General features: G+C 62.9%; 26 protein-coding genes. 16 read left to right on the top strand and 10 right to left on the bottom strand.

Annotation, left to right across the window (positions count from 1 at the left end; all coding sequences use genetic code 11):
* From motC to ShzoTeo12_RS01475, 13 genes are all read left to right on the top strand, one after another.
* Window positions 1-1,326: a chemotaxis protein MotC gene (gene motC / locus ShzoTeo12_RS01415; protein WP_318912345.1), complete on the top strand. Its 1,326-nt coding sequence runs from the start codon at window positions 1-3 to the stop codon at window positions 1,324-1,326.
* Entirely contained in the window at window positions 1,323-2,690 is a 1,368-nt protein-coding gene (locus ShzoTeo12_RS01420; RefSeq protein WP_318910955.1) for a flagellar hook-length control protein FliK, read from the top strand. Before motC ends, ShzoTeo12_RS01420 begins: the two co-directional genes overlap by 4 nt.
* Window positions 2,614-3,192, top strand: a complete 579-nt coding sequence (locus ShzoTeo12_RS01425; protein WP_119257694.1) for a transglycosylase SLT domain-containing protein — start codon at window positions 2,614-2,616, stop codon at window positions 3,190-3,192. The genes ShzoTeo12_RS01420 and ShzoTeo12_RS01425 overlap by 77 nt, the downstream gene beginning before the upstream one ends.
* Before the next feature lie 270 nt (window positions 3,193-3,462).
* Window positions 3,463-4,137 (top strand): transcriptional activator Rem, encoded by a 675-nt coding sequence (rem, locus tag ShzoTeo12_RS01430; protein ID WP_119257695.1) that lies wholly within the window; start codon window positions 3,463-3,465, stop codon window positions 4,135-4,137.
* 99 nt (window positions 4,138-4,236) lie between these two features.
* Window positions 4,237-5,478: a flagellar hook protein FlgE gene (locus tag ShzoTeo12_RS01435; RefSeq protein ID WP_119257696.1), complete on the top strand. Its 1,242-nt coding sequence runs from the start codon at window positions 4,237-4,239 to the stop codon at window positions 5,476-5,478.
* A gap of 41 nt (window positions 5,479-5,519) precedes the next feature.
* Window positions 5,520-6,965, top strand: coding sequence for a flagellar hook-associated protein FlgK (gene flgK / locus ShzoTeo12_RS01440; protein WP_119257697.1), 1,446 nt, complete (start codon window positions 5,520-5,522; stop codon window positions 6,963-6,965).
* A 2-nt stretch (window positions 6,966-6,967) separates the two neighbouring features.
* Window positions 6,968-8,020 (top strand): flagellar hook-associated family protein, encoded by a 1,053-nt coding sequence (locus tag ShzoTeo12_RS01445; protein WP_119257698.1) that lies wholly within the window; start codon window positions 6,968-6,970, stop codon window positions 8,018-8,020.
* A 38-nt stretch (window positions 8,021-8,058) separates the two neighbouring features.
* Window positions 8,059-8,409 (top strand): flagellar biosynthesis regulator FlaF, encoded by a 351-nt coding sequence (gene flaF / locus ShzoTeo12_RS01450; RefSeq protein WP_119257699.1) that lies wholly within the window; start codon window positions 8,059-8,061, stop codon window positions 8,407-8,409.
* Window positions 8,406-8,852, top strand: coding sequence for a flagellar biosynthesis repressor FlbT (flbT, locus tag ShzoTeo12_RS01455; protein ID WP_119257700.1), 447 nt, complete (start codon window positions 8,406-8,408; stop codon window positions 8,850-8,852). The genes flaF and flbT overlap by 4 nt, the downstream gene beginning before the upstream one ends.
* Entirely contained in the window at window positions 8,846-9,262 is a 417-nt protein-coding gene (gene flgD, locus ShzoTeo12_RS01460) for a flagellar hook assembly protein FlgD (RefSeq protein ID WP_119257701.1), read from the top strand. The genes flbT and flgD overlap by 7 nt, the downstream gene beginning before the upstream one ends.
* Before the next feature lie 9 nt (window positions 9,263-9,271).
* Window positions 9,272-9,538, top strand: a complete 267-nt coding sequence (gene fliQ, locus ShzoTeo12_RS01465; RefSeq protein WP_119257702.1) for a flagellar biosynthesis protein FliQ — start codon at window positions 9,272-9,274, stop codon at window positions 9,536-9,538.
* Window positions 9,539-9,736: 198 nt separating this feature from the next.
* A complete protein-coding gene (locus ShzoTeo12_RS01470) occupies window positions 9,737-11,650 on the top strand; it encodes a glycosyl transferase (protein WP_318910957.1) in 1,914 nt (637 codons plus the stop codon).
* Window positions 11,651-11,659: 9 nt separating this feature from the next.
* Window positions 11,660-13,237 (top strand): hypothetical protein, encoded by a 1,578-nt coding sequence (locus tag ShzoTeo12_RS01475; RefSeq protein WP_318910958.1) that lies wholly within the window; start codon window positions 11,660-11,662, stop codon window positions 13,235-13,237.
* A 114-nt stretch (window positions 13,238-13,351) separates the two neighbouring features.
* On the opposite strand, the gene ShzoTeo12_RS01480 is transcribed toward ShzoTeo12_RS01475, so the two are convergent.
* From ShzoTeo12_RS01480 to rfbC, 9 genes are all read right to left on the bottom strand, one after another.
* Complete coding sequence (locus ShzoTeo12_RS01480) at window positions 13,352-14,122, bottom strand: TylF/MycF/NovP-related O-methyltransferase (protein ID WP_119257705.1); 771 nt, start codon at window positions 14,120-14,122, stop codon at window positions 13,352-13,354.
* Window positions 14,123-14,185: 63 nt separating this feature from the next.
* Window positions 14,186-15,412: an acyl-CoA reductase gene (locus ShzoTeo12_RS01485; RefSeq protein WP_318910960.1), complete on the bottom strand. Its 1,227-nt coding sequence runs from the start codon at window positions 15,410-15,412 to the stop codon at window positions 14,186-14,188.
* Window positions 15,409-16,482, bottom strand: coding sequence for an acyl-protein synthetase (locus ShzoTeo12_RS01490; RefSeq protein WP_318910961.1), 1,074 nt, complete (start codon window positions 16,480-16,482; stop codon window positions 15,409-15,411). Before ShzoTeo12_RS01490 ends, ShzoTeo12_RS01485 begins: the two co-directional genes overlap by 4 nt.
* On the bottom strand, window positions 16,475-17,941 hold the full coding sequence (locus ShzoTeo12_RS01495) for an AMP-binding protein (RefSeq protein ID WP_318910963.1): 1,467 nt from the start codon (window positions 17,939-17,941) through the stop codon (window positions 16,475-16,477). Before ShzoTeo12_RS01495 ends, ShzoTeo12_RS01490 begins: the two co-directional genes overlap by 8 nt.
* Window positions 17,938-18,672 carry an SDR family NAD(P)-dependent oxidoreductase gene (locus ShzoTeo12_RS01500; protein ID WP_318910964.1) on the bottom strand — a complete coding sequence of 245 codons (735 nt, stop codon included), beginning with the start codon at window positions 18,670-18,672 and terminating at the stop codon, window positions 17,938-17,940. The genes ShzoTeo12_RS01495 and ShzoTeo12_RS01500 overlap by 4 nt, the downstream gene beginning before the upstream one ends.
* Window positions 18,659-18,895, bottom strand: coding sequence for an acyl carrier protein (locus tag ShzoTeo12_RS01505; RefSeq protein WP_318910966.1), 237 nt, complete (start codon window positions 18,893-18,895; stop codon window positions 18,659-18,661). Before ShzoTeo12_RS01505 ends, ShzoTeo12_RS01500 begins: the two co-directional genes overlap by 14 nt.
* An 84-nt stretch (window positions 18,896-18,979) precedes the next feature.
* On the bottom strand, window positions 18,980-19,855 hold the full coding sequence (rfbA, locus tag ShzoTeo12_RS01510) for a glucose-1-phosphate thymidylyltransferase RfbA (RefSeq protein WP_318910967.1): 876 nt from the start codon (window positions 19,853-19,855) through the stop codon (window positions 18,980-18,982).
* Between the two features lie 40 nt (window positions 19,856-19,895).
* Window positions 19,896-20,951: a dTDP-glucose 4,6-dehydratase gene (gene rfbB, locus ShzoTeo12_RS01515; protein WP_318910968.1), complete on the bottom strand. Its 1,056-nt coding sequence runs from the start codon at window positions 20,949-20,951 to the stop codon at window positions 19,896-19,898.
* A gap of 2 nt (window positions 20,952-20,953) precedes the next feature.
* The gene (rfbC, locus tag ShzoTeo12_RS01520) at window positions 20,954-21,514 is read right to left on the bottom strand and encodes a dTDP-4-dehydrorhamnose 3,5-epimerase (protein ID WP_318910970.1); all 561 of its coding nucleotides are present in this window, start codon (window positions 21,512-21,514) and stop codon (window positions 20,954-20,956) included.
* 185 nt (window positions 21,515-21,699) lie between these two features.
* Between rfbC and ShzoTeo12_RS01525 the strand changes: the two genes are divergently transcribed.
* Window positions 21,700-22,860, top strand: a complete 1,161-nt coding sequence (locus ShzoTeo12_RS01525) for a DegT/DnrJ/EryC1/StrS family aminotransferase (RefSeq protein ID WP_318910972.1) — start codon at window positions 21,700-21,702, stop codon at window positions 22,858-22,860.
* Here ShzoTeo12_RS01525 and ShzoTeo12_RS01530 read toward each other — a convergent pair.
* Window positions 22,832-23,347, bottom strand: a complete 516-nt coding sequence (locus tag ShzoTeo12_RS01530; protein ID WP_318910974.1) for a GNAT family N-acetyltransferase — start codon at window positions 23,345-23,347, stop codon at window positions 22,832-22,834. The two genes, ShzoTeo12_RS01525 and ShzoTeo12_RS01530, sit on opposite strands and share 29 nt — an antisense overlap.
* Window positions 23,348-23,630: 283 nt before the next feature.
* On the opposite strand from ShzoTeo12_RS01530, the gene flhA reads away from it, so the two are divergent.
* Both flhA and fliR read left to right on the top strand, forming a co-directional pair.
* Complete coding sequence (gene flhA, locus ShzoTeo12_RS01535) at window positions 23,631-25,718, top strand: flagellar biosynthesis protein FlhA (RefSeq protein ID WP_313194379.1); 2,088 nt, start codon at window positions 23,631-23,633, stop codon at window positions 25,716-25,718.
* Entirely contained in the window at window positions 25,715-26,467 is a 753-nt protein-coding gene (gene fliR, locus ShzoTeo12_RS01540) for a flagellar biosynthetic protein FliR (RefSeq protein WP_119257716.1), read from the top strand. Before flhA ends, fliR begins: the two co-directional genes overlap by 4 nt.

Raw genomic sequence — 26,467 nt, forward strand, 5'->3', positions numbered from 1 at the left:
ATGGGCTTCCTCCGGCGCATTCTTCTGACGGGAACGGTGTTCGGCGCGGCGCTCGCCGCGCCCGCGCCCGTGCGCGCCGACAGTCCGGACGATCTTGCGCCCTACAAGATGATCCGCTCGCTGCAATATGTGCAGGATACGGTGGTGCTCGGCGATCATTCCGCCATGGAGATGCAGCGCTTCCTGCTCGGCACCATCGACGAGCGGCTCCGCACGGCCGATTCCGCGATCTTCGACGATCCGCGCAATGTCGACGCCGCGCTCGTCTATGCCATGAGCGGCGGCAATCCCGACACGCTGGAGCTGCTGATCCGCAAGGACATTGCCGGCCATTTCGATTCCCGCCTGACGGATGCGCTGCGCAGCTATCTCGGCGGCCGGGGCAGCCAGAGCGTCAAGTCGCTCGCGGAGATCTTCCCCGAATACAAGCGCTCGCGGGTCGGGCCCTATCTGGCGCTCGTCTCGGCCAATTCGGTCATCCGCAAGGACCCGAAGCTGGCGCTCAGTTATTTCGACTGGGCGCGCCTCGTCGCGCCCGGCACGATCGTCGAGGAGGCGGCGCTACGCCGCTCCATCTACATCGCCAGCGAAGCCGGCTGGACCGACAAGAGCCTGGCCTATGCCAACCGCTATGCCCGTCGCTTCCTGCGTTCGCCCTATGCCAGCCAGTTCGCCGACCTTTTCGTGAAGCTCGCCGTCGATCATTTCGATGCGCTGAGGCAGGAGGACATTCTCGAGGTCCTGTCCTTCATGGACGTGCCCCGCCAGCGCGAGGTCTATCTGCGCATGGCGCGGCTGGCGGCGATCTCGGGCAAGAACAAGCTGGCCTCGCTTGCCGCCGAGCGCGCCCAGGCCCTGACGGGCGACGGCGAAAGCGTTCCGAAGGTGCTGGCGGACCTCTATTCGGGCCTCGCCTCGGTGCCGTCGGGCGATGTCGCCTCGGCGATGGAATCCATCGTGGCGATCCCCGACGACAAGCTCTCCGCCAAGGATCAGGCGCTGAAGGCCGCCGCCAGGGCGGTCGCCGAAGAGGTGCTGCGCCTGCCGGAGGGCGAGGGCGCCAAGACGGTCGCGAAGGAAGACGGCGTGCCCGCCGAGGCCGACAGTGCCTCCTACGAGGGGCTGAGCGAGGCGGAAGCGGCGGACCGGTCGATGGACCCGCAGGCGGGCGGCGAGGAAAAGCCGGTCGCGGCGGCAAGGCCGGAAAAGGAAACGACGGGGCAGCAGGAAAAGGCGGGCATCGACCCGGCATTCGACAATTTCGTGTCGACCGGCCGATCCAAGCTCGACGAGATCGATGCGCTCTTGAAGGGAGAAGGCAGTTGAGCACCATTGCTAGCGGAGTTTTGGGCATCGCGCAGGGCCAGGCGCCGGCCAAGGGCAAGGCCGCCGGTTCCTCCGAGAACGGCGATTTCGAAAAGACGATCGCCAGCCTCCATGCCAAGGACGGCGAGAGCGGCCACAAGGGCGGCCGCACCTCGATCTCCGGCCATGGCGGGAAAGAAGGCGAGGCGATGAACGGCACGCGGACGCATGCCGCGCATGGCGACATCTCCGCGCTCGCCGATGCGCTTGAGAAGGCGGGCGGCAAGGCCGGCAAGACTGGTGACGGGAAGGCTTCGCACGCCGAGAGCACCGGTCGTACGGGCAGGAAAGGTCATGCCGAGACGGCCGAGGGTGTCGATGCCGACGCGGAGAAGGTTGCCGTGACCGTCGCCGAAAGCGGCGGGGAGGCGGCAGCCGCGAAGACGGATGTCGGCAACCTCCTCGAACTGCTGAACGCGGCGAACACCGCTTCCCACACGGCCGCGGGCCATGGCGCGGCGAAGGCCGCCGCCACGGATGGCAACAAGGCGCAGGCCGGCGGCAAGGTCGCGGGCAAGGCGGACCTCGTGTCGGACCGTGCGGGTTCGGCTGGGGAAGCCTCCGAGCTTGCCGGCGCCGAGGGCGGCGAGGTGCCGCAATCGGATACGGACAAGCTCTTCCGCCTGATCCGCGCCGACGGCAAGGGCCGCGGCCTCGACATGAGCCTTTCGGGCGCCGGCGATCGCGCGACCTTCAAGGATGCCGATATCAATGCGGCGCGGGGCGAGACGGTGACGGTGGTCGATGCGCGCCGCTATATCGGCCTCGCGCAGACCGGCAATGCCGCCGCCGTGACGGGCGCGATCACGCAGGACCCCGAATGGGCGGCCTCGCTGAGCGCCACCGGCGGCCTTGCGCCTTCGGAGGCGGCGGCGACCGGCAAGGTCGTCAACACGCTGAAGATCCAGATGCATCCGATCGAGCTCGGCCTCGTGACGGCGACGCTGCGCCTCCATGGCGAGGAGCTCGTCGTCTCGCTGCAGGTGGAGACGGGCGAGGCCTATCGCCAGCTCCTCGACGACAAGGACACGATCGTGCGGGCGCTGCGCGGCCAGGGCTTCGCCGTCGACCAGGTCAGCGTCCAGCTTGCGCCGGCCGACCGCGGCGCCGGCACGCAGCAGGGCGACAGCCAGGGCCAGCAGGCGCAGCAGCAGCAATTCTCCAGCCAGCCGCAGGCCCGCGAAGGCGGCGGCGGCCGTGAGCACGGCGGCGAGCGCGCAGGCTCGTTCGGACAGGAAGGAACGTCTCATGAGGGCAACATCGCGGAAGCCGCTTCTGGCCTTGCTGGCGGGCAGTCTGTGCGCTCTGGCGGCGTCTATCTCTGACGCCGCCGCGTCGACGGGCTCCTGCGAACGGGAAATCCTCGCCGCCGCCGCCAAGTACGACATCCCGGCCGGCATCCTCTATTCCGTCGGTCTCACGGAGACCGGGCGGAAGGGATCCCTCCAGCCCTTCGCCCTCAACATTGAGGGCAAGGCCTATTTCGGCGCGAGCCGGGAAGAGGCGCTGCGCACCTTCGAGGCGGCGCGCGCCCGCGGCGCCAGGCTGATCGACCTCGGCTGCATGCAGATCAACCACCACTTCCACGGCGAGCATTTCGCCTCGGCGGCGGAAATGTTTGACCCGCACAAGAACGTGGAATATGCAGCCGCCTTCCTGGCGCGTCTGCATGCCCGGCACGAGACCTGGACCATGGCCGTCGCGCGCTACCATGCCGGCCCGAACAACGACCCCGCGCAGAAGCGTTATGTCTGCCGGGTGATCGCGAACCTGGTTGCAACCGGCTATGGAAGCTGGACACCGAATGCGAAAGCGTTCTGCCAGTAATTCAATCAAAGATAGAAAATTCAGCCTGTGCCACAATGTGGCAGGAATGCGCCCTGTTTTAGAACGACAAGGCTGGGCTGTTAACCTTTGTTAACTTTTCCACGAAAAATTTGTGCCGCCCATGGGTGGAGCTACTAGATGTAGATCAAATCGGCACGCAATCCTTAATCAACTGTTAAAATCTGCCAATTAGTTCCTCTAGTTGCCGGTGATTCGCCCGATTCGTACCACTGCCTGAACGAGGCACCACACTGATTCGGAGGCGGACGAATGATCGTAGTGGTTGATGAGCGCGAGCTCGTTAAAGACGGCTATACTTCTCTTTTCGGGCGCGAGGGCGTGCCCTCGACGGGGTTCGACCCCCGCGAATTCGGCGAGTGGGTGAACACCGCCGCCGATTCGGACATCGACGCGGTCGAGGCGTTCCTGATCGGCCAGGGCCAGCTCTCCATGGAGCTGCCGCGCGCGATCCGTGACCGGTCGCAGGCGCCGGTCATCGCGGTCAGCGATACGCCTTCCCTTGAAACCACGCTCGCCCTCTTCGACAGCGGCGTCGACGACGTGGTGCGCAAGCCGGTTCACCCCCGGGAAATCCTGGCCCGTGCGGCGGCCATCCGGCGTCGCCTGAAGGCGCTTGCCAACCATACCGACATCGGCCCGATCCGCGTCTTCTCGGACGGCCGCGACCCGGAAATCTCCGGCGATGTCTTCCCCCTGCCGCGCCGCGAGCGCCGCATCCTGGAATATTTGGTCGCCAATCGCGGCCGCCGGCTTTCCAAGACCCAGATCTTCAACGCGATCTACGGGATCTTCGACGAGGACGTCGAGGAGAACGTCGTCGAAAGCCATATCAGCAAGCTGCGCAAGAAGCTGCGCAAGAAGCTCGGTTTCGATCCGATCGATTCCAAGCGCTTCCTTGGCTACTGCATCGACTGGCAGAGCTGAAACGAACCGCCGGCTGACGGGGAAGGCGGACCCCGGCAGCCAGCTTCACGCAAGGCCCGTCCCATAGGGTCGCGGTGACGAGATGAACGGGGAAACCACATGAGCCTCTACGGTACGATGAGAACGGGTGTTTCCGGCATGAACGCGCAGGCCAATCGCCTGAGCACGGTTGCCGACAACATCGCCAACGCGAACACGACGGGCTACAAGAAAGCCTCGACCCAGTTCTCTTCCCTGATCCTGCCCACCACCGGCGGTGCCTACAATTCGGGCGGCGTGACCACGGACGTGCGCTACTCGATTTCCGCGCAGGGCACGTTCACCTACACGACCTCGGCGACGGACCTTGCCATCAACGGCAAGGGCTTCTTCATCGTCACCGGTTCGGACGGCGTGGAATACCTGACGCGCGCCGGCGCCTTCACCGTCATGGACGACGGCACGCTGCGCAATTCGGCCGGTTTCACCCTGATGGGCTACGAATATTCCTCGACCGAGGATCCGACCATCGTCATCAACGGCTTTGCCGGCCTCTCCGAGATCAATCTCGCTTCGGGCGATCTCAGCGTGAAGGCGTCGGAAAGCGGCTATCTCAACGTGAACCTGCCGGCGAACGAAGAGGACGGCTATTCCAAGGCCACCTCGCTCGTCGCCTATGACAGCCTCGGCAACACCCGCAAGCTCGACTTCACCTACACGAAGGTGGGCGTGACGGCGGGCCCGCCGCCGACGACGCAGTGGGACCTGCGCGTCAGCTACACCGATCCGGAAACCGGCACCGAAACGGAACTCCTCGCGCCGACGACGCTGACCTTCGGCTCGGACGGCAAGCTCCAGACGCCGGAAAGCATCACCACGGACGCCATGACCATTGGCGGCGCGGAACTCAACGCCCTCGAGATCTCCATCGGCGGCAACGCCAAGGGCACGACGCAGCTTGCCGCTGCCTTCGCCGCCAGCGGCGACATCGACGGCATCGGCCCGAGCGGCGTTTCCGGCTACGAGATCAGCGACGACGGCATCGTCTATCTCAAGTACGAGAACGGCGACATGGCGCCGAAGTATCGTATCGCCATGGCGAACGTGCAGAGCCCGGACAATCTCAAGCCGCTTCCCGGCAACGTCTATTCGCAGAGCAGCGATTCGGGCGTCATCGTCATGGGCTATGCCGGCAATGGCGGCTTCGGCACCATCCTTTCCGGCGCGCTGGAGGATTCCAACGTCGATATCGGCGAAGAGCTGACGGCCATGATCGAGTCGCAGCGAAACTACACGGCGAACTCCAAGGTCTTCCAGACCGGTTCGGAACTGATGGAAGTCCTCGTCAACCTCAAGAGATAAGCCGGTCCGGCCCGCACGCGTTCGAGAATTAGGTAGATCCGATGTCGCTTTCAGCAGCAATGAAGACTGCTCAGTCCAGTTTTTCCAACGTAGGCCTCCAATCGGCCGTCGTTTCGAAGAACATTGCCAATGCAAGCAACCCGGCCTACGCGCGGCGTGCGGCGGTTCTCGCCACGGCCGCCTCGGGCGCGACGGTGGTCGAGACCCAGCGTGCCCAGAACGAGGCGCTGCTCAAGCAGAACCTCCTCAGCATCTCCAAGACCGCCGGGCAGGATACGCTGCTCGCCGGTCTCACGCAGATGAAGACGATGCTCGGCGGCGAGGGTTACGAACTCGCCCCGTCCACCTATCTCGCGAAGCTGCGCGACAATCTCCAGGCCTTCGCCGACAAGCCGAACGAGGTCTCGCTCGCCGAGACCGTGGTGGCCGACGCGACCGATGTCGCCAATTCGCTGAACAGCACCTCCGCCGCGCTCCAGAAGCTGCGCGCCGAGGCGGATGCGGATATCGATACGGCGGTGACGGAGCTCAACCGGCTCCTCAAGGAATTCAAGACCTATAACGACAAGGTCAAGCAGAGCACGGCTGCGGGCACGCAGGACAACGACGCGCTCGACCAGCGCGACAAGCTCCTGACGCAGATATCCGAGATCGTCGGCGTCACCACCGTCACCCGCACCAACAACGACCTTGCGCTCTATACCAGCGACGGCACGGTGCTGTTCGAGACGGTGCCGCGCACCGTGAGCTTCGAGGCGACCACCACCTATACGGCGGCCGTCGACGGCAACCAGATCCTGATCGACGGCGTGCCAGTCCAGGCAGGCGCCGGCGGCAACACCAGCGCGCAGGGTTCGCTCGCCGCGCTCCTCCAGCTTCGCGACCACGCGGCCCCGACCTTCCAGAAGCAGCTCGACGAGATGTCGCGCACGCTCGTCTCCATGTTCTCCGAGAATGTCGAGACGCCGCCCGGCTCCGGCACCTTCCTGCCGACGGACGGCCTCTTCACCTGGAGCGGCGTGCCGACGGTCAATTCGCCGGGTCTTGCCGGCGTCATCAAGGTCAATCCGGCGGTGATCACCAGCCAGGGCGGCAATTCGATGCTGCTCAGGGACGGCATCAACGAGACGTTCAACGTCGACAACAATGCGAGCTTCTCGGAGCTCCTGAACGGCTATGCCGCGGCTTTCGAGACGCCGCAGACCTACGACCCGGATGCGGCGATCGACACGACCGGCACGATCCTCGCCTTCTCGACCGGCTCGGTCGGCTGGCTGGAGCAGATCCGCAGCGCCGCGACCACGGCGAGCGACGACAAGAACGCGCTGCTCGGCCGCACCCAGGACGCGCTGCAGAACGTGACGGCGGTCAGCCTCGACGAGGAACTGGCGCTGCTCCTCGATTTGGAGCAATCCTACAAGGCGTCGGCGAAACTGGTTTCGGCGGTGGATGAGATGATCACCGCACTCCTCCAGGCGGCGGGCTAGTCATGAAGGCTTCTTTCGTTTCCAACCTGTCCCTTCAGAACACCATGCGGCTCACCGTCGCAAAGGCTCAGAAGGAGATGCAGCAGCTTCAGGAAGAGACGGTCACCGGCCGCCACGCCGATGTCGGCACCGCGCTGGGCGCCAAGACGGCACGCACGCTCAACCTGCACCGCGACCTCCAGCGCATGGAATCGCTGAAGAGCACCAATGCGCTCACCACCCAGCGGCTCGCCGCCTCGCAGGAAGCCCTCGGCCAGATGTCGTCCGCGGCGAACGACGCGATGGAGGTGCTGATCGCGCTCTCCGGCATCACCTCGGCCGACCAGCTGGATCTCGCCAAGCAGAATATCGGCAACGCGCTGTCGACCTTCACGGCCGCCGCCAACACGTCCTTCAGCGGTGAATATCTCTTCGCCGGCATCAATTCGGACGTGATTCCGTTCAACGATTATTCGGAAGCGCCGCTCTCGGCCGCCAAGACGACGTTCGACAACGCCTTCTTCGCCCATTTCGGCATCACGCAGACCGACCCGGCCGTCGCCAATATCGCGCCGGCGGACATGCAGGCCTTCATCGACGATCTCGAAACCAGCTTCATGGGTTCGGACTGGGAAGCGGACTGGTCGAACGCCTCGGACGAGAACATGCAGAGCCGCATCAGCGCGGCCGAGACCGTCCAGAGCTCGACCAATACCAATGCGACCGGCATGCGCTATATGGCGCTCGGCCTCGTTATCGGACAGGAACTGCTGGCACTCGGCATTTCGGAGCAGACGCGCAAGACGGTCAGCGATTCGGCGATCGACTATATGGGGCGGGCGATCTCGGGCATCGACGGCGAGCGCTCCAAGCTCGGTATTTCCGAATCCCGCGTCACGCAGGCCAACACGTCGCTGGACGCCCAGATCACCATCCTGAACACCAGCATCAAGGACATGGAGGGCATCGATACCTACGAGGCCGCGACGCGCGTGACCACGCTCGAGTCGCAGCTTTCGCTCGCCTACACGCTGACGTCGAGGATCCAGAATCTCAGTCTGCTGAACTACCTCTGATGAACCAGAGGGTACGGACACACATGAAGGATGTCTGAATGTACCAGTTTTCCTATGCCGAGATCATGGAGGAGGGCGTCGCCGTCTCGAAGGATCGGGAACGGCAGGTCCTCGAAAGGTCCATCGCGCTGTTGCAGGCCGCGGTGGCTGCCGGGGGCAGTTACGGCAAGGAGGCGGTGGAAGCCGTCTATTACACCCGTCGGGTCTGGATCCGCTTCATCGAGGATCTCGGAAATCCCGAAAACCAGCTCGAGGACGAGATCAGGGCCAATCTCATCTCGATCGCCATCTGGATTCTCAAGGAGATCGAAAGGATACGCAAACGCGAATCCACGAACTTCCAGGGCATCATCGACATTACCACCATCATCAAGGATGGCATCAAATGAAAAGTACGCTGCGTATATCGCTGAAATCCGGTGAGCGCATTTTCGTCAACGGCGCAGTCCTGAGGGTCGACCGCAAGGTCGCCGTCGAGTTCCTCAACGACGTGACCTTCCTTCTGGAAAACCACGTCCTGCAGCCGGAACAGGCTACGACGCCGCTCCGCCAGCTCTATTTCATCGCGCAGATGGCGCTGATCAACCCGGAAGGCGCCGAGCAGTCGATCGCCATGTTCCGCAAGTCGGTCATCATGCTGCTCTCCTGCTTCAAGAACGAGGAAGTGCTGGCCGAGCTGAAGCGCGTCGACGCGCTCGTCACGCAGGGCCGCGCCTTCGAGGCCCTGAAGGCCATCCGCGCCCTCTACCCGATCGAGGATCGCATCCTCAACAACCACGAGATGGCTCCGGCCACCATCGAACAGATCCGCAGGGAGATCGCACCATGGTAGACGCAGTCGGCACCGCGACCTCTTCCGGCTACATTCCCGGCGTCACCGGCGCGGAATCCGGCGGCGACTCCAAGACCGCGACGCTGAACTACGAGAGCTTCCTCAAGCTTCTCGTGGCGCAGATGAAGAACCAGGATCCGACCGAGCCGATGGACGCCACCCAGCAGATGGCGCAGCTTGCGACCTTCTCGCAGGTCGAGCAGACCATCAAGACGAACAAGAACCTGGAAAGCCTGCTTCAGCGCACCTCGCTGCAGGAGGCGAACTCCGTCATCGGCCGCACGGTCACCAGCGACGACGGCAAGGTTTCTGGCGTCGTCAAGGAAGTCACGCTATATAATGACGGTATCGTAGCAACGCTTGAGTCGGGTGAGAAGATCATCGTCGGCCCCGGCGTAACCGTGAAGTGACCCTATCCCGTGAATGAGGCAGACGCCCTCGACATAGCGCAGGCAGCCATCTGGACTGTCATCGTGTCCTCCGGACCGGCCGTGCTCGCGGCCATGGTCGTGGGCGTCGTCATCGCCTTCATCCAGGCGCTGACGCAGGTGCAGGAAATGACCCTCACCTTCGTCCCGAAGATCCTCGCGATCTTCGTCACCATCGCCATTTCCGCGCCCTTCATCGGCGCCCAGATCTCCATCTTCACCGACCTCGTCTTCTCGCGAATACAAAGCGGGTTCTGACGCTTTTCCGCATTCTGCTTTCCGGCATGTCCGACGCGCCGTCGCCACGGCGCGAAGGTGCTGCGCACGTGGCTGCCCCCCCGTCTTCGGCGCCTCACGTTCCGAGCAAGCTTCAAGTGCGATGACCGGAAATATCCAGATCGTCAGGAATTGAATCGCCATCGTTCACGGCTCGATTCAATCTTCAGGGAGTGCCGAATGAACATTCACACCGGTTATGCTGCCGCTTCTCAGCAATACAAGAAAGGTGAATATCTGGGGGCCCTCCGCACGCTCAACAGCTTGCTCGATACGACCCGGGACGCGAGGACATACTCCCTTCTCGCCAAAACCTTCCTGAAGCTCGACATGAAATCCGAGGCGGCGGAAGCCTATGCCCTCGCCGGCCGCGAGGAAGGCAGCAGGAAGGAAGAGAACCTTCGCAATGCCATGCAGCTTCATTTCGAATGCGGCAATGAAGATCAGGTTCTCGTTCTGGCGAGGAACTTCATATCGATCGCCCCGAAGGACCCGGAGATCGCCTATATCATCGCCTCCATCTTCCTGAGGCGAGGCGAGAAGTCCATCCTCCAGGGCCTGCGCAAGCCCCTTCTCGAAAGCAACAATCCCTCGCATATCGCGCTTGCGATGCGCCTCCTTGCCGACGACCCCAGGGACGAGGAGAACCTGAGAACGCTCAAGCGCGCCATCAAGCTTTTCCCGAACCATATCGCCATGCAGCTCTTCTATCTGGTGCATGCGCGCGAATTCGGCGAGTTCGACGACGTGCGGCGTGGCCAGGCGCTCATCGAGAACGAAATCGCGAAGGGCAACCGGGAGGTCGTGCGGAACGACAACCCCTTCCACCATCTGATGTGGTGCGGCGACGAGAGTCTCAACGGAACGGTTGGCTTCTCCGCCAGCGCCTACGATCCCGCCCTGCCGGAGAAGCGGCGCGGCATGCCGCATGACTGGTCGGGAAGGAAGATCCGCATCGGCTATCTGTCGAACGATTTCTGGGAGAACCACGCGACGATGAAGCTCGTCGGAAACGTCCTGGAGCAGCACGACAGGGACCGTTTCGAGATCACGCTCTTCTGCTACACCGCCCCGCATCACCTCGAAACCAACAGTTTCGATCGCGGCCGCTGGGGCAAGGTCATTTCGGTTGCCGACATGTCGAATGCGGAAGCCGCCGCCCTGATCCGCAAGGAGAAGATCGACATCCTCGTCGACCTCAAGGGACATACCAAGGGTACCAGGTCCCATATCCTCAACGAGGCGACCGCGCCGGTCCACGTCGCCTGGCTCGGTTTTCCCGGTACGACCGTCAATGTCGATCTCGACTACGTCATCGGTGACCCGATCGTGCTGCCGGAAGCCTCGCGCCCGCATTATTACGAAAAATTCTGCCGCCTGCCGGAAACCTACCAGCCGAACGACCCCGTCAGCCGCCCGCGCCTGCAGCCGTGCAGCCGCGCCGATTTCGGCCTTCCGGAGGACGCCTTCGTCTTTGCATCGTTCAACGGCAATCGAAAGATCAGCCTGAAGGCGATCGATGCCTGGATCAGCATCCTCAAAAAGACCGAGAATTCCGTCATCTGGATTCTCGGGGCGAACGCGCGTTTCCAGACGAATATCCGCAAGGAATTCGAAAAGAACCGCATCTCGCCCAAGCGGGTCTTCTTCACGACGAAGGTCGGCTACGAAGAGCACATCAATCGTATCCAGGTGGCGGATCTCGGGCTCGATACCTATCCCTATAACGGCCACACGACGACGTCCGAACAGCTCTGGGCCGGCCTGCCGGTCCTGACGCTCAAGGGCACCAATTTCGCGTCGAGGGTGAGCGAAAGCCTCTTGAACGCAATCGGCCTTCCCGAACTCGTGGCAGCCGACCAGGCCGACTACATCGACATGGCCGTATCGCTCGCCAAGGACCGGACGCGGATCGCCGAATACAAGAAGCGCTTGTCCGACAACCGCTTCCTGAAACCCCTGTTCGACAGCGAACGATTCTGCCGCCACCTCGAAAAGGCTTACGAGATGATGGCCGACCGCGCCAAGAGCGGGCTCGGGCCCGATCACTTCGACGTTCCCGTCTTGCCGGAGCGAACGGCCAGCTTCGCCTAGTCCAGGTCCTTGCCGGGCGGCCCACGGCGGGCGCCCGGCAATAGCGATCCGAAACCTGCCTGCTTCAGTGAAACCCGACAATCGAGCGTACCGGTGACGACTTTTCCCCGCACTATCAAACTTGGTCTCGGCAAGGATTTCAGCGAAGATTGCTTCAATATCGACGTTGCCGCGAGCGCAACCGGCGATGCGGTCCTCGACTTTCGCGTCGCGCCGTTTCTGCCGTCGGAAAAGGCTCTGCCCACCCGCCGCTTCGGAACCGTCACCCTCAAGAAGAACAGTTTCCGGGAGATCCTGGCGCCCGGTGTCCTGCAGCAGGTGGATGACTTCCAGGCCTTCATGACCTCATGCCTGGACCTGCTCGTGGTGGGCGGCGTCATGAAAATCACCGTTCCCTACGATCTGTCCTTCGGAGCCTGGGCCGATCCGAGAAACCGGCGTGCTTTCAACGAGCTGACATTCGCCAGCTATATCGACGATCAAGGCCATGCCGCCGGCAGCATGCACTGCTTCGAAATGGTATCCCTCGATTACATACCGGGGCAGATAGCCATGGAGCTTCAGGCGAAGGAAGTTCCCGCGCCGGAGATCGCGCGCTATCCTCGCGCCATCGACGGTCTCAGCGTCCAGCTTCAGAAGGTTGTCGACCGGAAGGCCGTGGCGACGCCCGCAGCAGCGCAGGACACCAGCCTTCCCCGCACGGCCTCCGGGCCTCAGGCGTTTGCAGGAAGCTGGAGCCAGTTGAAGGACCGCTTCTGCATCTGGATCGTCACGCCTGAAAACTACATTCACACGCGCGCGTTCTACGAGCCGGCCGTCAGCCTTTCCAGCGCGTTCAGGCAGCTTGGAGGCTCGGCGCCGATTACGACGCAACCGGCCGAGTGGAAGGGCCGGATTCCCATCATCTATGGCGCCAATGTCCTGACCAAGGACATCGCCGAGAAGCTGCCGCGCGGCTCGGTGATCTTTAACATGGAGCAGGCGACGACGGATTCGGTGTGGATGTCGTCCAACTATTTCGCATTTCTCAAGACGTTCGCCGTTCTGGAAAGCAGCGCGGCCAATCTCGAGCGCCTGGCAGGCGTGGGAATAGATCATGCGCAGTTGCTGCAGCTCGGCTATTGCCCAGAATGGACCTGCATCGAACCGGAGCCGGTCCAGGACATCGACGTTCTCTTCTACGGATCCATGAACGAGCGGCGGCGCGCTATCCTGCTTGCGCTGCATGAGCGGGGCCTGAAGATCAAGCACCTTTTCGGCGTCTATGGCGCGGAGCGGGATGCCGCGATCGCCCGCGCGAAAGTCGTGATGAACATTCATGCCAAGCCGAACTGGGTTTTTGAAACCGTCCGGGTTCTCTACCTGCTCGCCAATCGCACCTGCGTCCTTACCGAGGCGGAAGGCGACGATGACGAAGCGGAAGCATATCGCGGCGGCCTGGCGATGGCGCCCTATGACGATCTCGTCGAAAGGTGCGTGGAGTTGGTCGCAAACGAGGAAGAGCGCCGCCGGCTGGCGGACACCGGCTTCGATCTCGTCAAGCGCCGCTCGCAGGCTCAAATCCTCTCCGAAGCATTGGGAATCTGAGCGTCTTTCCTCCGGCCGAAGACCGTTCGTAGCGCCGGCTATGGCGCGAAAGCATGGAAGCGGCCTGCCCTTCGCTTTCGCGCAAGTCCGCAGGCCGCTCGGCATCCCACCCGGTTAAGCTTCCGGGCTTGGCCTTTCCCGCTTTTCCCTGTTCCAGCGCATCAGCACCTCGGGTGTCACCCGGCAATAGGCCGTGGGGCCGAAGGCCCACGGAATGCTTTCCAGCTCCAGCCCCCAGCGTCCGATGAACTCGTCGGCAGCCAGGGTTTCCCCGGGCCATTCAGGCTGTGCATATTCATCGAACACGATGATGCCGTTCGGGACCATATGATCGAGAATGTGGTCGAGCACCGCCTTGGTGGGCTTGTAGACGTCCATGTCCAGCAGAACGAAGGCGAATTTCACGCCCTTCTTTTCCGCGTTGAAGCGGGGGAATGTTTCCGAAACGTCGCCTTCGACGAGGTGGACGCGTTCCGCAATTCGGCTGACCTTCTTGAAGTGTTCGAACGTATGAATGAACACATCCCGGTTCGTCGCCAAGCCTCCGACCCGTCTCTGGTCGTGCGGCGTGGACGATAAATCCTCCTCGCTGATTTCCGCAAAGCCGCCAAATCGCTCGAAGCCGTAGAGATGGCGTTGCGAAATGGGCAGCCTCTCGTGCTGGGCGGCATGGAAGGTCTCGATCAGGCGTGCCAGGAAGAAGAATGTCGAGCCTTTCCAGACACCGAACTCTGCAAGGCTGCCGGGCAACCCCGTCGTCTTTCCATAAAGCTCGTACAAGGCCATCAGGCGCGCGAATTCCGACTGGCGCATATATGCGGAAAACTTCGTCACCTCGGTAAAGAAGTCGATGTTTTCCCCTTGGCTGTTCTGCAGGCTGAACAAACTGATTCTCCTATGGTCGAATTACGAAATGCAGGGATGCCGCCGCTGCGGGCGGCACGGCGATCAGGACACGCGGACGAAACGGCTGAGTTCAAACGGGATATCGTAACCGTCCCAGATGAAATCGAAGTCGAGAGCGGTGCCGGCCGGGCACCAGCGGGATACGCCCTGTCCGATATGGCTTGCGGCCATCGCGTTCAGTTCCGTCGATGAGAAGCCGAAATGCACGACGGCCTGGTCGTATTCCTCTATCAGCGAGGGAATGTCATCGGTTGACGGCAGAAAGACGACTTGCAGGAAGCCGCCTCCGACACGAAGCTCACGGCGTCCCGTGCCTTCGGCAAAGACGCCGGTCACCGCATCGTCCTGCCAGAGAACCGACGACACTTCGCCCGTGCTCGCCAAGGCGAACGCTTCGGTCATTTTCCGGATGGCGAGCCCCGCGGCTGCCGGCGGCTGCTTTTCACGGATGCTCCTGCCCAGATCGGCGAGAAACGCTCTCACCGTCTCCGAATGCGCCGCAGCGTCGCCGACGACATAGAGGGTATGAGGCGAGGCGCAGGCCATCTGGTCGAAGACGGCGATATCGTTGGCAAACCGCTGCGCGAGCACATGGCATTCCTGCGGCGTCAAGACGGCGAGGGCCTCGCCCTTGAACAGGGCCCAGGAAAACCTGTCGCCGAACCAGAGGGCCTTGCCGCCCTTGCGCAGCGGTAGCGATGCGAAGAGATCGACCTTGGCATCGCCGCCCCAGACGACGCGCGCATCGCTGCAGGACGAAATTCCGGCGCTTATTTCCGATGCTGCATCGTAGCGAACGAACAACTGGGTTTCGTCAGCCTGCGTCGCCAGTTCCTCGAGAAACAGGTCACAGACGGATTGCATCGCGCTGCTGATCGTCGAGGGCAGGCGCACCACATTCGCGTTGCCGACCAGATAGGAAAGTATCCAGGAATAGAGAAACACCGTCTCGACATTCTGGGGCGGCAGATGAAACACGAGGCCCCGGGCGCGGGCCTGGGTCGTTTCCGGCATCCGTCGCAGATAGCTCTCTTTCAACCGCTGAAGGGCGGATTTGCGCGTCCAGAAGGCGAAATGCGTGACGAAGGCGGGCAGGCTCGCCCGTTTTTCGAGGAGCTTCGCGCTGACGGCGGCGACGGCGGCAAGCCTGTCGTCGGAAAAGGGCAGGACGGTCCGGTGCCGGATGCGCTTATCGAGATCCTTGACGAAGTTCGCCTCGGATATCTCCCGGATGGATCCTTTCGTGCCGAGAACCTGCACATCCGTCATCGCATCGCCCTCGTTGTTGCGGCCACCACGTCGCTGCAGCCCCGCAGCTCGGCTCTTGCCACCCGGCCGGTTATCCGGACGGCCTTGCCGAAGCGCCCGCCGATGCCGCTGTCCACCTCGACGATGACGCCGCGATCCTCCGTCAGGATGCTGTGACCGGGATAGGAGAGGGGGAGCAGGGAAAGTGTCTGGACGACGCCTTCCTCGCCGGGAGCGGCCGGCTGCCAGTCGCCCGGCCTCCGCACGATGATGTCCGTGAAATTCGGAGGGTGGAGCAGGCCGTCCTCGCCTTCCGTGAAGACGGAACCGATCTGTTCCACGAAGCCATAGAAATTGCAGATGTTTCTCAAGCCGAACCGCCGGCCGAGGGCCGCGCGGAAATCGGGGTTGGAAACCTTCTGCTCCTCCAGGCTCTTCCAGCCGCCGGAGTGGACGAGGATCCCGTTCGAAAGGTCGAACTCCCCATCGGCGCACATCTGGTAGAGCCTCGACCATACGAGGAAGGTGAAGCCGAAGATCAGGAAGGACTGCCCCTGGTATTTTTCGATGAAGGACAGAAGCGTATCGCGCTGCAGGTCGAGTTCGCTGTCGAGGGCGAATGTCGCGTTTGCGCCGAATTTCATCATGCCGAGCACGCCGGCACCCCGCGCACTGAGATCGCCCGGCTTGAGGACATCCTTCGTGTCGATGACGAGAAATGGCTGGCGCCTTTCCCCGAGAATGGAGCGGAAGGTCGACACCAGGGCCTGCGACTGGCGTGCGGCGGTGGCCTTGTCGACGACGATGCGGCTTGGAACCTGTCCCGACGTGCCGCTTGAGCGCAGGGTCATCAGCGGCGTATCCGTCGACGACAGTTCGAGCTTCTTGAAGAGGCCGACGGGAAGGAACGGAATGTCCTCCAGGCGCTCGTAGCGTCGTGGCCCGCCCCAGGCGGCATCGATCATGCGGGCATAGGGAGCGCAGCGCTCGTAGTGGTACCGCACGAGATCGTTCAGCTCCGGCAGAAGGAGCGCTTCCTTGCTTGCCTGCCTGTGGGAATGCGCCGGTGTCTGGAGCAGTTCTTCAAACATCGCCGATTTCCCGAAGCCGGGCATAGTCCGTCTTGCCGTTCTCCTTGCGGGGAATGGCGGAGACGTGCCGAAGGACGAATGCCGTGGAAGGGATGCGGTATCGGCCCGCCAGTATCCGCAGGAACGCCTTTATCGCGCGCGCATCGCCGCTCTCGTGGCAGACGACGATCTTCTCGTCATCGTCGAAACAGCTCACGCTCGCGACTTCGCCGATATCGAGCTCTACCGCATCGAGAGCGATCCGCAGGCCCGAAACCTTCGCAAATCGCTTCACGCGCCCCTTCAGGAACAGGAAGCCATCGGCGTCGAGCCAGCCTATGTCGCCGGTTGCAAGGACGCCTGCGAGCTCGTCTCCACGCGCAAGATCGCTGCGCGAGGACGCATAGCCCAGCATGACATTCGGCCCGTCATAAATCACATTCCCGACGTTGCCGGCCGGAAGGGCGTCGCCCTGATCGTCGAGGATACGGATTTGCCCGCCCGCCAACGGCTTGCCGACGGAGCCCAGCTTTTCGGGCAATGCCCCGCCGGGCGTCGTCGTCATGCGCGGAGAGGCTTCCGTCTGGCCGTACATCACATGAAAATTCCCGTTGCGGTGCCGGACATTCTCAAGGATGCGCCCCTGAATGCGCGTGTCGAGGGCGCCGCCGGCCTGTGTAAACGTCGTGACCGATGCCGGCACCAGCTCGAAGCCGAAACGCGCCAGGGTCGCGTAATGGAAGGGCACGCCGGGAAAGTGCGTGCATTCCGCCCCGGCAACCTTTTGCCAGAAGCTCGGGGAAGTGACCGCATCGTTCATGACGAAAACGCGTCCCCCGACCTGCAGATGGGAGGTGACCAACGACAGGCCGTAGGAATAGTGCAAGGGCAGGTGGGCGATCGCAACGCTCCGGCTGTCGATCCGCAGCACGTCCGCGATCTGAAGCGCATTCGTGACGACGGCGGCCCCGGACAGCCGGACAAAGCGTGCGCTTCCCGTCGTTCCCGACGTCGCCAGCATCAGCTGAAGGTTCGGTGCGATCGGTGCTTTTCCGCGTTCCTCCTGCTGCCTGACGGCCCAGTACGCGGCTGAGGCGCTGTCGAAACCCCGGGCGAACCCCTCGGCCTCCGCAATCGGACTGGAAGACAGCAGGATATCCGGCCGGTATGCGTCGATCAGACCGGAGAGCTTCTCATCGGGCAGGGCCGGATCGACAAGCATGACCGCGTGCCCCGCCGCTGCCGCGGCCAGGATGGAGATCACGGTGGCCGCGCGGTTCTCGCTCGCCAGAAAAACCAGCCCCTTTTCGGGCCGGGCAATGATCTTTGCCAGCGCAATGCTCATCGCGCGCAGCTCCTCCCGGCTGATCCAGGCGCCGCCGGTGTCGTCCTGCAGGGCGGGAGCCTTCTCCACCGCGGGAAGGACAGGCAGCAGGCCGCCGCAGAGGGGATCGGGTCCAGCGGGAATGCGCTCCATCATATCACCATGCCGCCATCGACGCCGATGACCTGGCCGGTGACATACCGGGAGAGGTCGCTTGCGAGGAAGAGGATGACATCGGCGACCTCCTCGGCCGTTCCAGGCCGCGCCAGGCCGATGCTGCGCAAGGTCTCCGCCTTGATTTCCGGGCTGAGGCCCTCCGTGAGCGCTGTCTCTATGAAACCCGGAGCGACCGCATTGACGCGAATATTATGACGGGCGAGTTCCTTGGCCGCAGCCAGCGTCGCACCGATAACACCGGCCTTCGATGCGGCATAGACGAGCTGTCCCGCAACCCCGCGCACGCCGACGATGGAAGACAGGTTGACGATGCTGCCGCCCGTTCTGGCCATGAGGCGCGCGGCGGCCTGCGTGAAATGTACGACGCCCGCGACATTGGTCTGCAGGCTCTCGTGAATATCCGCATCGGAAATCATGCCGGTCATTGCAGGCCGCATGATGCCGGCATTGTTCACGAGGATATCCAGGCGCCGGTAGCGGGAGAAAACCTGCTTCACCGCAGCTTGAGAAAAATCCGCGACGCCGACGTCGCCTTCGATCAGGAGAAGGCGCTCGGGATCGAACATGTCGAGGACCGGCTCGCCGATCTGCCGCGCGACGAGGACGACCGATGCCCCCTGGTCCGCGAGCCTTCGGGCGGCAGCAAGGCCGATGCCCCGGGAGGCGCCGGTAATGAGTGCGACACGTCCGGTAAGATCAGCCGGCGTCATATCGCGACATGATTTCGACGGCCTTGTCGAAATTGCTCATGCTCAGGATCTCGCGGGTCTCCAGCATCGCGTCGAATTCCTCCTCCAGCGCCGCCACCAGTGTCATGTGACCCACCGAGGTCCATTCCGGATATTCGAGATAGGCCAGCTCGGACGTCTCCACCGGCTCTTCGAGGTCGAAGGCGCGGATAAACGTTTTCAGGACTCTACTCTGCGTGTTCATCGTGGCTCCTCACTGGCCGAATGAGGCGCGGTGCCCCATGGAGAGCGGTAAAGGGAATGGCTTGCTTGAAACTGGACCGCCCGTTCAGCGGCCCGCCCCAAGTATCTTCTCGGCGAGGTAGCGGCCGTAGGAGCTTCCCCTCATGCCATGCGCAAGCGCCGCGAGCTGTTCTGCATCGATAAAGCCGTTGGCATAGGCGATCTCTTCCGGACTGGAGATCTTGAAGCCCTGCCGCCGCTCGAGCGTGGCAACGAAATTGCCGGCTTCCAGGAGGCTGTCGGTCGTTCCGGTATCGAGCCAGGCATAGCCGCGCCCCATCAGGGTCACGCTCAGGCGCCGCTGATCCAGGTAGACCCGGTTCACATCGGAGATTTCCAGCTCCCCGCGCGCCGAGGGTTTCAGGTTCCTCGCTATATCGACGACGTCCGCGTCATAGAAATAAAGGCCGGTTACCGCCCAGTTGGATTTCGGCACGGCGGGCTTTTCCTCGATGGAGACGGCCCGGACCTGCTCATCGAATTCGACGACACCGTACCGTTCGGGATCGTGGACCTGATAGGCGAAAATCCTCGCTCCTTCGCGAAGATCAACGGCCTCCTTCAGCAGGTCGGTCAGGCCATGACCGAAGAATATGTTGTCGCCCAGAATGAGGCAGGACGGCTTGCCGTCGACGAAGTCGGCCGCAATCACATAGGCCTGCGCGAGGCCGCGGGGCTCGGGTTGTTCCGCATATTGGATCGAGATCCCCCAGGCGGAGCCATCCCCCAGAAGGTTCTGGAAGTGGGGCAGGTCCCGGGGCGTCGAGATCAGGAGTATGTCCCTGATCCCCGCGAGCATCAGCGTCGATATGGGATAATATATCATCGGCTTGTCGTAGATCGGCATCAGCTGCTTCGACATGGCGAGTGTCATCGGATGAAGACGCGTGCCGTTACCGCCCGCCAGAATGATGCCTTTCATCGACTGGAACCCCGAAGAATATTGAAGGGAAAATGCTGCATCAGCTGGCGTAAGCTTTCTGGGCGGTTTCCGCGAAGGTGTTGTCCGCGACAAGCGGCCCCCACCAGGCTTCGTTCTCGAGATACCAATGAACGGTCGCGCGTATGCCGCTGTCGAAGTCGTAAGCCGCCTGCCAGCCCAGTTCGGCCTCCAGCTTCGAGGCGTCGATCGCATATCGGAAATCATGCCCGGGCCGGTCGGCGACGAAGCGGATCAGGTCGGCATGCGGGCCGGATGCCGGGCGCAGTTCGTCCATGATCGCGCAGATGCGGTTTACGACATCGATGTTCCGGCGCTCGTTGCGCCCGCCGACATTGTAGGTGGATCCCGCTCTGCCCTTGCGGGAGATGAGGTCGAGCGCGCGGACATGGTCCGAGACATGGAGCCAGTCGCGTATGTTGCGACCCGTGCCATAGACAGGCAGCGGCGCGCCCCTCGATGCCTTGACGATGATCGACGGTATCAGCTTCTCCGGATGCTGGTGCGGTCCGTAGTTGTTCGAGCAGTTGGAAACCAGAACGGGCAGTCCGTAGGTCCGTCCCCATGCTGCGACGAGATGGTCGGAAGCGGCCTTCGATGCGGAATAGGGCGAGCTTGGATCGTAAGGCGTCGTCTCGTCGAAGAGGCCGTCGCTTCCCAGCGAGCCAAAGACCTCGTCCGTCGAGACATGCAGGAAGCGAAAGGCTTCCCGCTCCGCGCCGGAGAGCGAGGACCAGTAGGACCGCGCCTGCTCAAGAAGCACGAACGTCCCCATGACGTTCGTCTCGATAAAGGCGCGCGAGCCGCTTATCGAACGGTCCACATGGCTCTCCGCCGCGAGATGGATGACACGGTCCGGCCGGAAATCCTGAAACGCCAGCCGCATGAGAGGAGCGTCGCAGATGTCGGCTTTCAGGAAGCGGTAGTGGCCCTGCCCGCTTACGGCCGCCAGGGAGGCGAGATTGCCGGCATAGGTGATCTTGTCGACGTTCAGGACCTCGTCGCCCTTGTCCAGGACAAGGTGGCGCACCAGCTCGGAACCTATGAAACCCGCGCCTCCCGTTACGAGCGTCCGCATGATCAGTTTTCCTTTTCAAGGATCGCCAGATCCCGCAACCGCGGATGGCGACCGTCTTTTTCCGAGAGCGTTGCCTGCTTGAGGTCGAAGGGCCAGTCTATGCCGAGATCGGGGTCGTCCCAGGCGAGGCCCCGATCGTGGTCGGGGCTGTAATAGGCGGTCACCTTGTAGGCGACGAGGCAATCGGGCGTGAGGGTGCAGAAGCCGTGGGCGAACCCCGGTGGAATCCAGAACTGAACGGCATCCCCGCCGCTCATGACGGTGGAAACGTGCTGCCCGAAGGACCTCGAACCCGGCCGGATATCCACGGCCACGTCGAAAATGGTCCCGGCAAGACAGGTGACGAGCTTGCCCTGGGCGCATGGATCCATCTGGAAGTGCAGCCCGCGGACGGTGCCGGGATTCTTGGAATGGGAGCGATTGTCCTGGACGAAGACGTGGTCGCCGGCCGCCTCCCGAAACGCGTCTTGCCGAAACGTTTCGGTGAAGTATCCCCGCTCGTCCTGAAACAGGCGCGATTCAAAAAGCAGGGGCCCTTCGATATTCAGGCGTTTTATGTGCATGCGCTCGGCGGACCTCTGGATGACGCTGCCGTTTTATAAACAGCGGCTTGTTTGAAGCTGACCAAACGCATCCTGCGCCGCCATCGTCCTTCGGCGGCCGTCGCGGCGGTGCGAAAGGTTCAGCCTCGCGTAAGGGAGCGTTGAAAGAATGATCGGGCTCCCCTCATCTCATCTGGAAGATCGCCTTGGCAATTCAGCTCTTCGTTCCCCGCTTTCATGTCGACGAATGCCTCGAGCAGATTCGGGAGTGCCTTGAGAAGGGCTGGACCGGCATGGGCTTCAAGACCCTCGAAATGGAAGCCGCGTGGAAGAGCTATACGGGGCTGGCGAACGCGCATTTCCTGAGCTCCAACACCGCCGGCCTTCATCTCGCGCTCGAGGTTTTCCGCCGCCGCTTCGGATGGCGGGAAGAAGACGAGATCATCACGACGCCGCTGACCTTCGTCTCCTCCAACCACGCCATCCTCTATGCCGGCCTGAAGCCCGTCTTTGCCGATGTCGACGAGTATCTCTGCCTCGATCCGCAGAGCGTGCGCGACCGGATCACCCCCAGGACCCGTGCCGTGATGTTCGTCGGTCTCGGCGGCAATAGCGGGCAATATGAGGCAATCCGGGACCTCTGCCGTGAACACGGGCTGAAGTTCATTCTGGACGCGGCGCATATGAGCGGCACGCGGATCGACGGCAGGCATGCCGGGCATGACGCGGACGTCTCGGTCTTCAGCTTCCAGGCCGTCAAGAATCTTCCGACGGCGGATTCCGGCATGATCTGCTTCGCTGAGGAAGAAGATGACGCCGCCGTCAGGAAGCTAAGCTGGCTCGGCATCAACAAGGACACGTTCTCGCGCACCGCGGCGCAGGGCGACTACAAGTGGATGTATGACGTCGAAACGCTCGGCTACAAATACCACGGCAACTCGATCATGGCCGCCATCGCGCTCGTGCAGTTGAAGTATCTCGACGAGGAGAACACGTATCGCCGGCAGCTTGCGGCCTGGTATGAGGAGGCGCTGCAAGGCCGCGATATCGGCCTTGTGCCGGTCGCCGCAAATTGCCAGTCATCCCGCCACCTGTTCCAGGTCCTCGTCCCCCGGCGCAACGAGACATTGGCGCAACTGAATGCCCGCCAGATATTCCCGGGTGTCCATTACCGCGACAATACCGAATACAGCCTCTATGCGTCCGGTGCCGGAACCTGCCCGCGCGCGGCGCAGGCGAGCAATTCCATAATCTCCCTGCCGCTGCACCTTTCCATGACACGGGAAGATGTCGGAACCGTCGCGGAAAACCTCAGGGACATTGTGTCCCAGGCCTCGCCTACAGGAACCGGGCGTATTTCTGCCTGATCCTGTCCCAGTCGGGACGCAGGATTTCATGCTCCACCATGTCGTGCCTGCGGTCGCCGATCTGCAAGGCGGCGGGATGGAGGCCGCAGCGGCGCGCACCATAGATCTCATGAAATGTCAGGACGCGGATATTGCCCTCGGCCGTGTGGGAAAACAGCCGTTTCATGTCCAGCGTCTCGAAGATGAAACGGTGCAGAAGCAGGACCGATTCCAGAAGCACGGGGCTGGATTCGCCCATCACCCAGCGGCCCCATTCCATCTCGCCGTCGCCCACCGGATTGTAGGCGGCGAAAAAGCCGATGGGCGTGTCCCTGCCCAGCGGCTGGATGGCGAACATGTAGTCCTCCGGTCGGGTCATCTGGCGCCTTACCCAGGCGCGCTGCTCGTCCAGCGTAATGTCGAGCGGTGGCAGGAATTCCGTCAGATCGGGGCGCTGGCGAAGGGAAAGCATCAGCGGCGCGTCCGCCTCCTCGATGGGCCTCAGCATTACTTTCCGTCCGACCAAGGCTGACTGCGTCGCCATTATCCCACCGCTTGAAAACTGGAAGACCGTGCACCGGACCAAATCAGGCCGATGGTCCGGCCGCACTCTAGTTTCTTCTGCAGCTTGGCGAAAGGATTGCAAGAGGCTATCCGGCCGGCGCCGGGACATCGGGGCCCGCGCGCCGGCCTGCCACCCTCGCGCAAGCTTCGCCCTCTATGTCGTCATGTGAAATGGGCGACGCGTGTGGTGCGTCGCGGCCTCTCATGACGAGACGGGACGCATTCAGATGGCGCAAGTACCGGCAATCAACCTTCCGAAGGTAAGCCCCAGCGGCCGCGATATCGCATTCGCCGTGGGCATCCTGACGATCCTGTCGATCCTCTTCCTGCCGATCCCGGCCTTCATGATCGACATCGGCCTTGCCTTCTCGATCGCCTTTTCCGTGCTCATCCTCATGGTGGCGCTGTGGATCCAGCGGCCGCTCGATTTCTCGTCCTTCCCGACGGTCCTCCTCATCGCGACCATGGTGCGCCTCGCGCTCAACATCGCGACGACCCGCGTCATCCTTTCCCACGGCAACGAGGGGCACGATGCGGCGGGCGGCGTGATCGCGGGCTTTGCCAGCCTCGTCATGTCCGGCGACTTCGTCATCGGGATCATCGTCTTCATGATCCTGATCGTGGTGAACTTCATCGTCATCACCAAGGGCGCGACGCGTATCGCCGAAGTCGGCGCCCGCTTCACCCTCGATGCCATCCCCGGCAAGCAGATGTCGATCGACGCCGACCTTTCCGCCGGCCTCATCGACGAGAAGCAGGCGCAGCTTCGCCGCCGCGAGCTGGAGGAGGAAAGCTCCTTCTTCGGCTCGATGGACGGTGCCTCGAAATTCGTGCGCGGCGATGCCATCGCCGGCCTTCTCATCACCGCCATCAATGTCTTCGGCGGCATCGTCATCGGCTATTTCCGCCACGGCATGGAGCTCGGCGAAGCCGCCGACGTCTTCGTGAAGCTGTCGGTCGGCGACGGCCTCGTCTCGCAGATTCCCGCCCTCATCGTCTCGCTCGCCGCCGGCCTCATCGTCTCGCGCGGCGGCACGGCAGGCTCCACCGACCAGGCGGTCATCAACCAGCTCTCCGGCTATCCGCGCGCGCTCTTCGTCGCCTCCGGCCTTATGACGCTGCTCGCGGTCATGCCGGGCCTGCCCTTCTTCCCCTTCATGGTCCTCGGCGGCGTCATGGCCTTCGGCGCCTGGATCATCCCGCGCCGTATCGAGGAGGAGAACCGCCTCAAGCGCGAAGCGGAGGCCCAGCAGGTCCAGGCGACGCGCGAGCAGGAGAAGGATTCCGTCAAGTCGGTGCTGAAGACCGCCGAGATCGAGCTGCTGCTCGGCAAGCAGGTTTCCACGCGTCTTCTCGGCGCGCATCAGGAACTGGCCTTCCGCGTCGGCAAGATGCGCAAGAAGTTCGCCGCGCAATACGGCTTCGTCGTGCCGGAGATCAAGGTCTCCGACGACATCACCATCCCGGACAAGTCCTACCAGATCCGCATCCACGGCACGACGATCGCCTCCAACATCGTGCGCGTCGGCGAAGTGCTGGTCGTCACCGGCGGCGGGCGCAAGCCGAGCGTGCCGGGCGACGATATCCGCGAGCCCGCCTTCGGCATGCCGGCCGTCTCGATCCTCGAGACCTTCGCCGACGACCTGCGCCGCGAGGGCTTCCACCCGATCGACAACGTCTCGGTGGTGCTCACGCACCTTTCCGAGGTCATCCGCAACAACCTGCCGCAGCTTCTCTCCTACAAGGACGTGAAGATCCTGATCGAGCGCCTCGATCCGGAATACCGCAAGCTCGCCGACGAGATCTGCTCCTCGCACATGTCCTATTCGGGCCTGCAGGCGGTGCTGAAGCTGCTGCTCGCCGAGCGCGTCTCCATCCGCAACCTGCATCTCATCCTCGAAGCGGTCGCCGAGCTTGCCCCGCATGTGCGCAAGACCGAGCAGATCGTCGAGCATGTACGCATCCGCATGGCGCAGCAGATCTGCGGCGACCTCACCGACAACGGCGTGCTGCCGGTGCTGCGCCTCGGCAACAAGTGGGACATGGTGTTCCACCAGGCGCTCAAGCGCGATTCGAAGGGCGAGATCGTCGAGTTCGACATCGATCCGCGCCAGCTCGAGGAATTTTCCGAGCAGGCGACCCGGGTTATCCGCGAGTTTCTCGACCGCGGCACGCCCTTCGTACTGGTCACGTCGCCCGAATCCCGCTCTTATGTGCGCATGATCATCGAGCGCCTCTTCGCCACATTGCCGGTTCTCTCGCATGTCGAGCTTGCCAAGGGCATCGAGATCAAGATTCTCGGCTCCATTTCATGATCTCCGACCCGCAGGGCACGGTGCTGGCGCTGTTCGCCGCGTTCTGCCGTGTCGGCGGGTGTTTCATGCTCCTGCCGGGCTTTTCCTCCGCGCGCATGTCGATGCAGATCCGCCTGTTCCTGGCGGTCGCCGTGTCCATGGCGGTGCTGCCGCTGATGTGGGATACGATCTATCCGCGCGCCTCCGGCCCGCTCGACGGCTATCTGACGATGATCACCTTCGAGACGCTGACCGGCGCGGTGATCGGCCTGATCGCCCGCTATTACGTGCTCGGCCTGCAGTTCGCCGGCACGGTGCTGACCATGATGATGGGCTTCAACTCGCCGCCGACGCCGGATGTGCTGGAAGACGCGGCCGAAAACCAGCTGACGAACCTTCTCTCCTTTACCGGCCTGCTGATACTCTTCCTTCTGGATTTCCATCACATCGTCCTTCGGGCGCTGATCGATTCCTACAATGTCATGCCGCTCGGCGGCGGCTTCAATCCGCAGAGTGCGCTCATCACGCTCACCGATACGCTGAGCCAGACCTTCATGATCATGCTGCGGCTCGCCAGCCCGTTCATCCTCTACGGTCTGGTGTTCAACGTCTCCGTCGGCCTCGTCAACAAGCTGGCGCCGCAGATCCCGATCTACTTCATCTCGCTGCCCTTCATCATCATGGGCGGCATGCTGCTGCTGTATTTCGGCGTGTCCTCGCTCCTGGAAATCTTCACCGCCGGCTTCCTGCCGGTCTTCCGGGGAGGCTGA

Origin of the sequence: Shinella zoogloeoides (genome assembly GCF_033705735.1) — a bacterium.
GTDB classification, from domain to species: Bacteria; Pseudomonadota; Alphaproteobacteria; order Rhizobiales; family Rhizobiaceae; genus Shinella; species Shinella zoogloeoides_A.

Excerpts from the sequence above, each read along its gene's own strand:
- flhA (WP_313194379.1), top strand. The coding sequence starts at position 23,631 with ATGGCGCAAGTACCGGCAATCAACCTTCCGAAGGTAAGCCCCAGCGGC.
- ShzoTeo12_RS01435 (WP_119257696.1), top strand. The coding sequence starts at position 4,237 with ATGAGCCTCTACGGTACGATGAGAACGGGTGTTTCCGGCATGAACGCG.
- ShzoTeo12_RS01500 (WP_318910964.1), bottom strand. The coding sequence starts at position 18,672 with ATGACGCCGGCTGATCTTACCGGACGTGTCGCACTCATTACCGGCGCC.
- flgK (WP_119257697.1), top strand. The coding sequence starts at position 5,520 with ATGTCGCTTTCAGCAGCAATGAAGACTGCTCAGTCCAGTTTTTCCAAC.
- flbT (WP_119257700.1), top strand. The coding sequence starts at position 8,406 with ATGAAAAGTACGCTGCGTATATCGCTGAAATCCGGTGAGCGCATTTTC.
- motC (WP_318912345.1), top strand. The coding sequence starts at position 1 with ATGGGCTTCCTCCGGCGCATTCTTCTGACGGGAACGGTGTTCGGCGCG.
- ShzoTeo12_RS01490 (WP_318910961.1), bottom strand. The coding sequence starts at position 16,482 with ATGTTTGAAGAACTGCTCCAGACACCGGCGCATTCCCACAGGCAGGCA.
- rem (WP_119257695.1), top strand. The coding sequence starts at position 3,463 with ATGATCGTAGTGGTTGATGAGCGCGAGCTCGTTAAAGACGGCTATACT.
- rfbB (WP_318910968.1), bottom strand. The coding sequence starts at position 20,951 with ATGCGGACGCTCGTAACGGGAGGCGCGGGTTTCATAGGTTCCGAGCTG.
- ShzoTeo12_RS01445 (WP_119257698.1), top strand. The coding sequence starts at position 6,968 with ATGAAGGCTTCTTTCGTTTCCAACCTGTCCCTTCAGAACACCATGCGG.
- ShzoTeo12_RS01485 (WP_318910960.1), bottom strand. The coding sequence starts at position 15,412 with ATGACGGATGTGCAGGTTCTCGGCACGAAAGGATCCATCCGGGAGATA.
- ShzoTeo12_RS01470 (WP_318910957.1), top strand. The coding sequence starts at position 9,737 with ATGAACATTCACACCGGTTATGCTGCCGCTTCTCAGCAATACAAGAAA.
- rfbA (WP_318910967.1), bottom strand. The coding sequence starts at position 19,855 with ATGAAAGGCATCATTCTGGCGGGCGGTAACGGCACGCGTCTTCATCCG.
- ShzoTeo12_RS01495 (WP_318910963.1), bottom strand. The coding sequence starts at position 17,941 with ATGATGGAGCGCATTCCCGCTGGACCCGATCCCCTCTGCGGCGGCCTG.
- ShzoTeo12_RS01505 (WP_318910966.1), bottom strand. The coding sequence starts at position 18,895 with ATGAACACGCAGAGTAGAGTCCTGAAAACGTTTATCCGCGCCTTCGAC.
- ShzoTeo12_RS01425 (WP_119257694.1), top strand. The coding sequence starts at position 2,614 with ATGAGGGCAACATCGCGGAAGCCGCTTCTGGCCTTGCTGGCGGGCAGT.
- fliR (WP_119257716.1), top strand. The coding sequence starts at position 25,715 with ATGATCTCCGACCCGCAGGGCACGGTGCTGGCGCTGTTCGCCGCGTTC.
- flgD (WP_119257701.1), top strand. The coding sequence starts at position 8,846 with ATGGTAGACGCAGTCGGCACCGCGACCTCTTCCGGCTACATTCCCGGC.
- flaF (WP_119257699.1), top strand. The coding sequence starts at position 8,059 with ATGTACCAGTTTTCCTATGCCGAGATCATGGAGGAGGGCGTCGCCGTC.
- rfbC (WP_318910970.1), bottom strand. The coding sequence starts at position 21,514 with ATGCACATAAAACGCCTGAATATCGAAGGGCCCCTGCTTTTTGAATCG.
- ShzoTeo12_RS01530 (WP_318910974.1), bottom strand. The coding sequence starts at position 23,347 with ATGCTGAGGCCCATCGAGGAGGCGGACGCGCCGCTGATGCTTTCCCTT.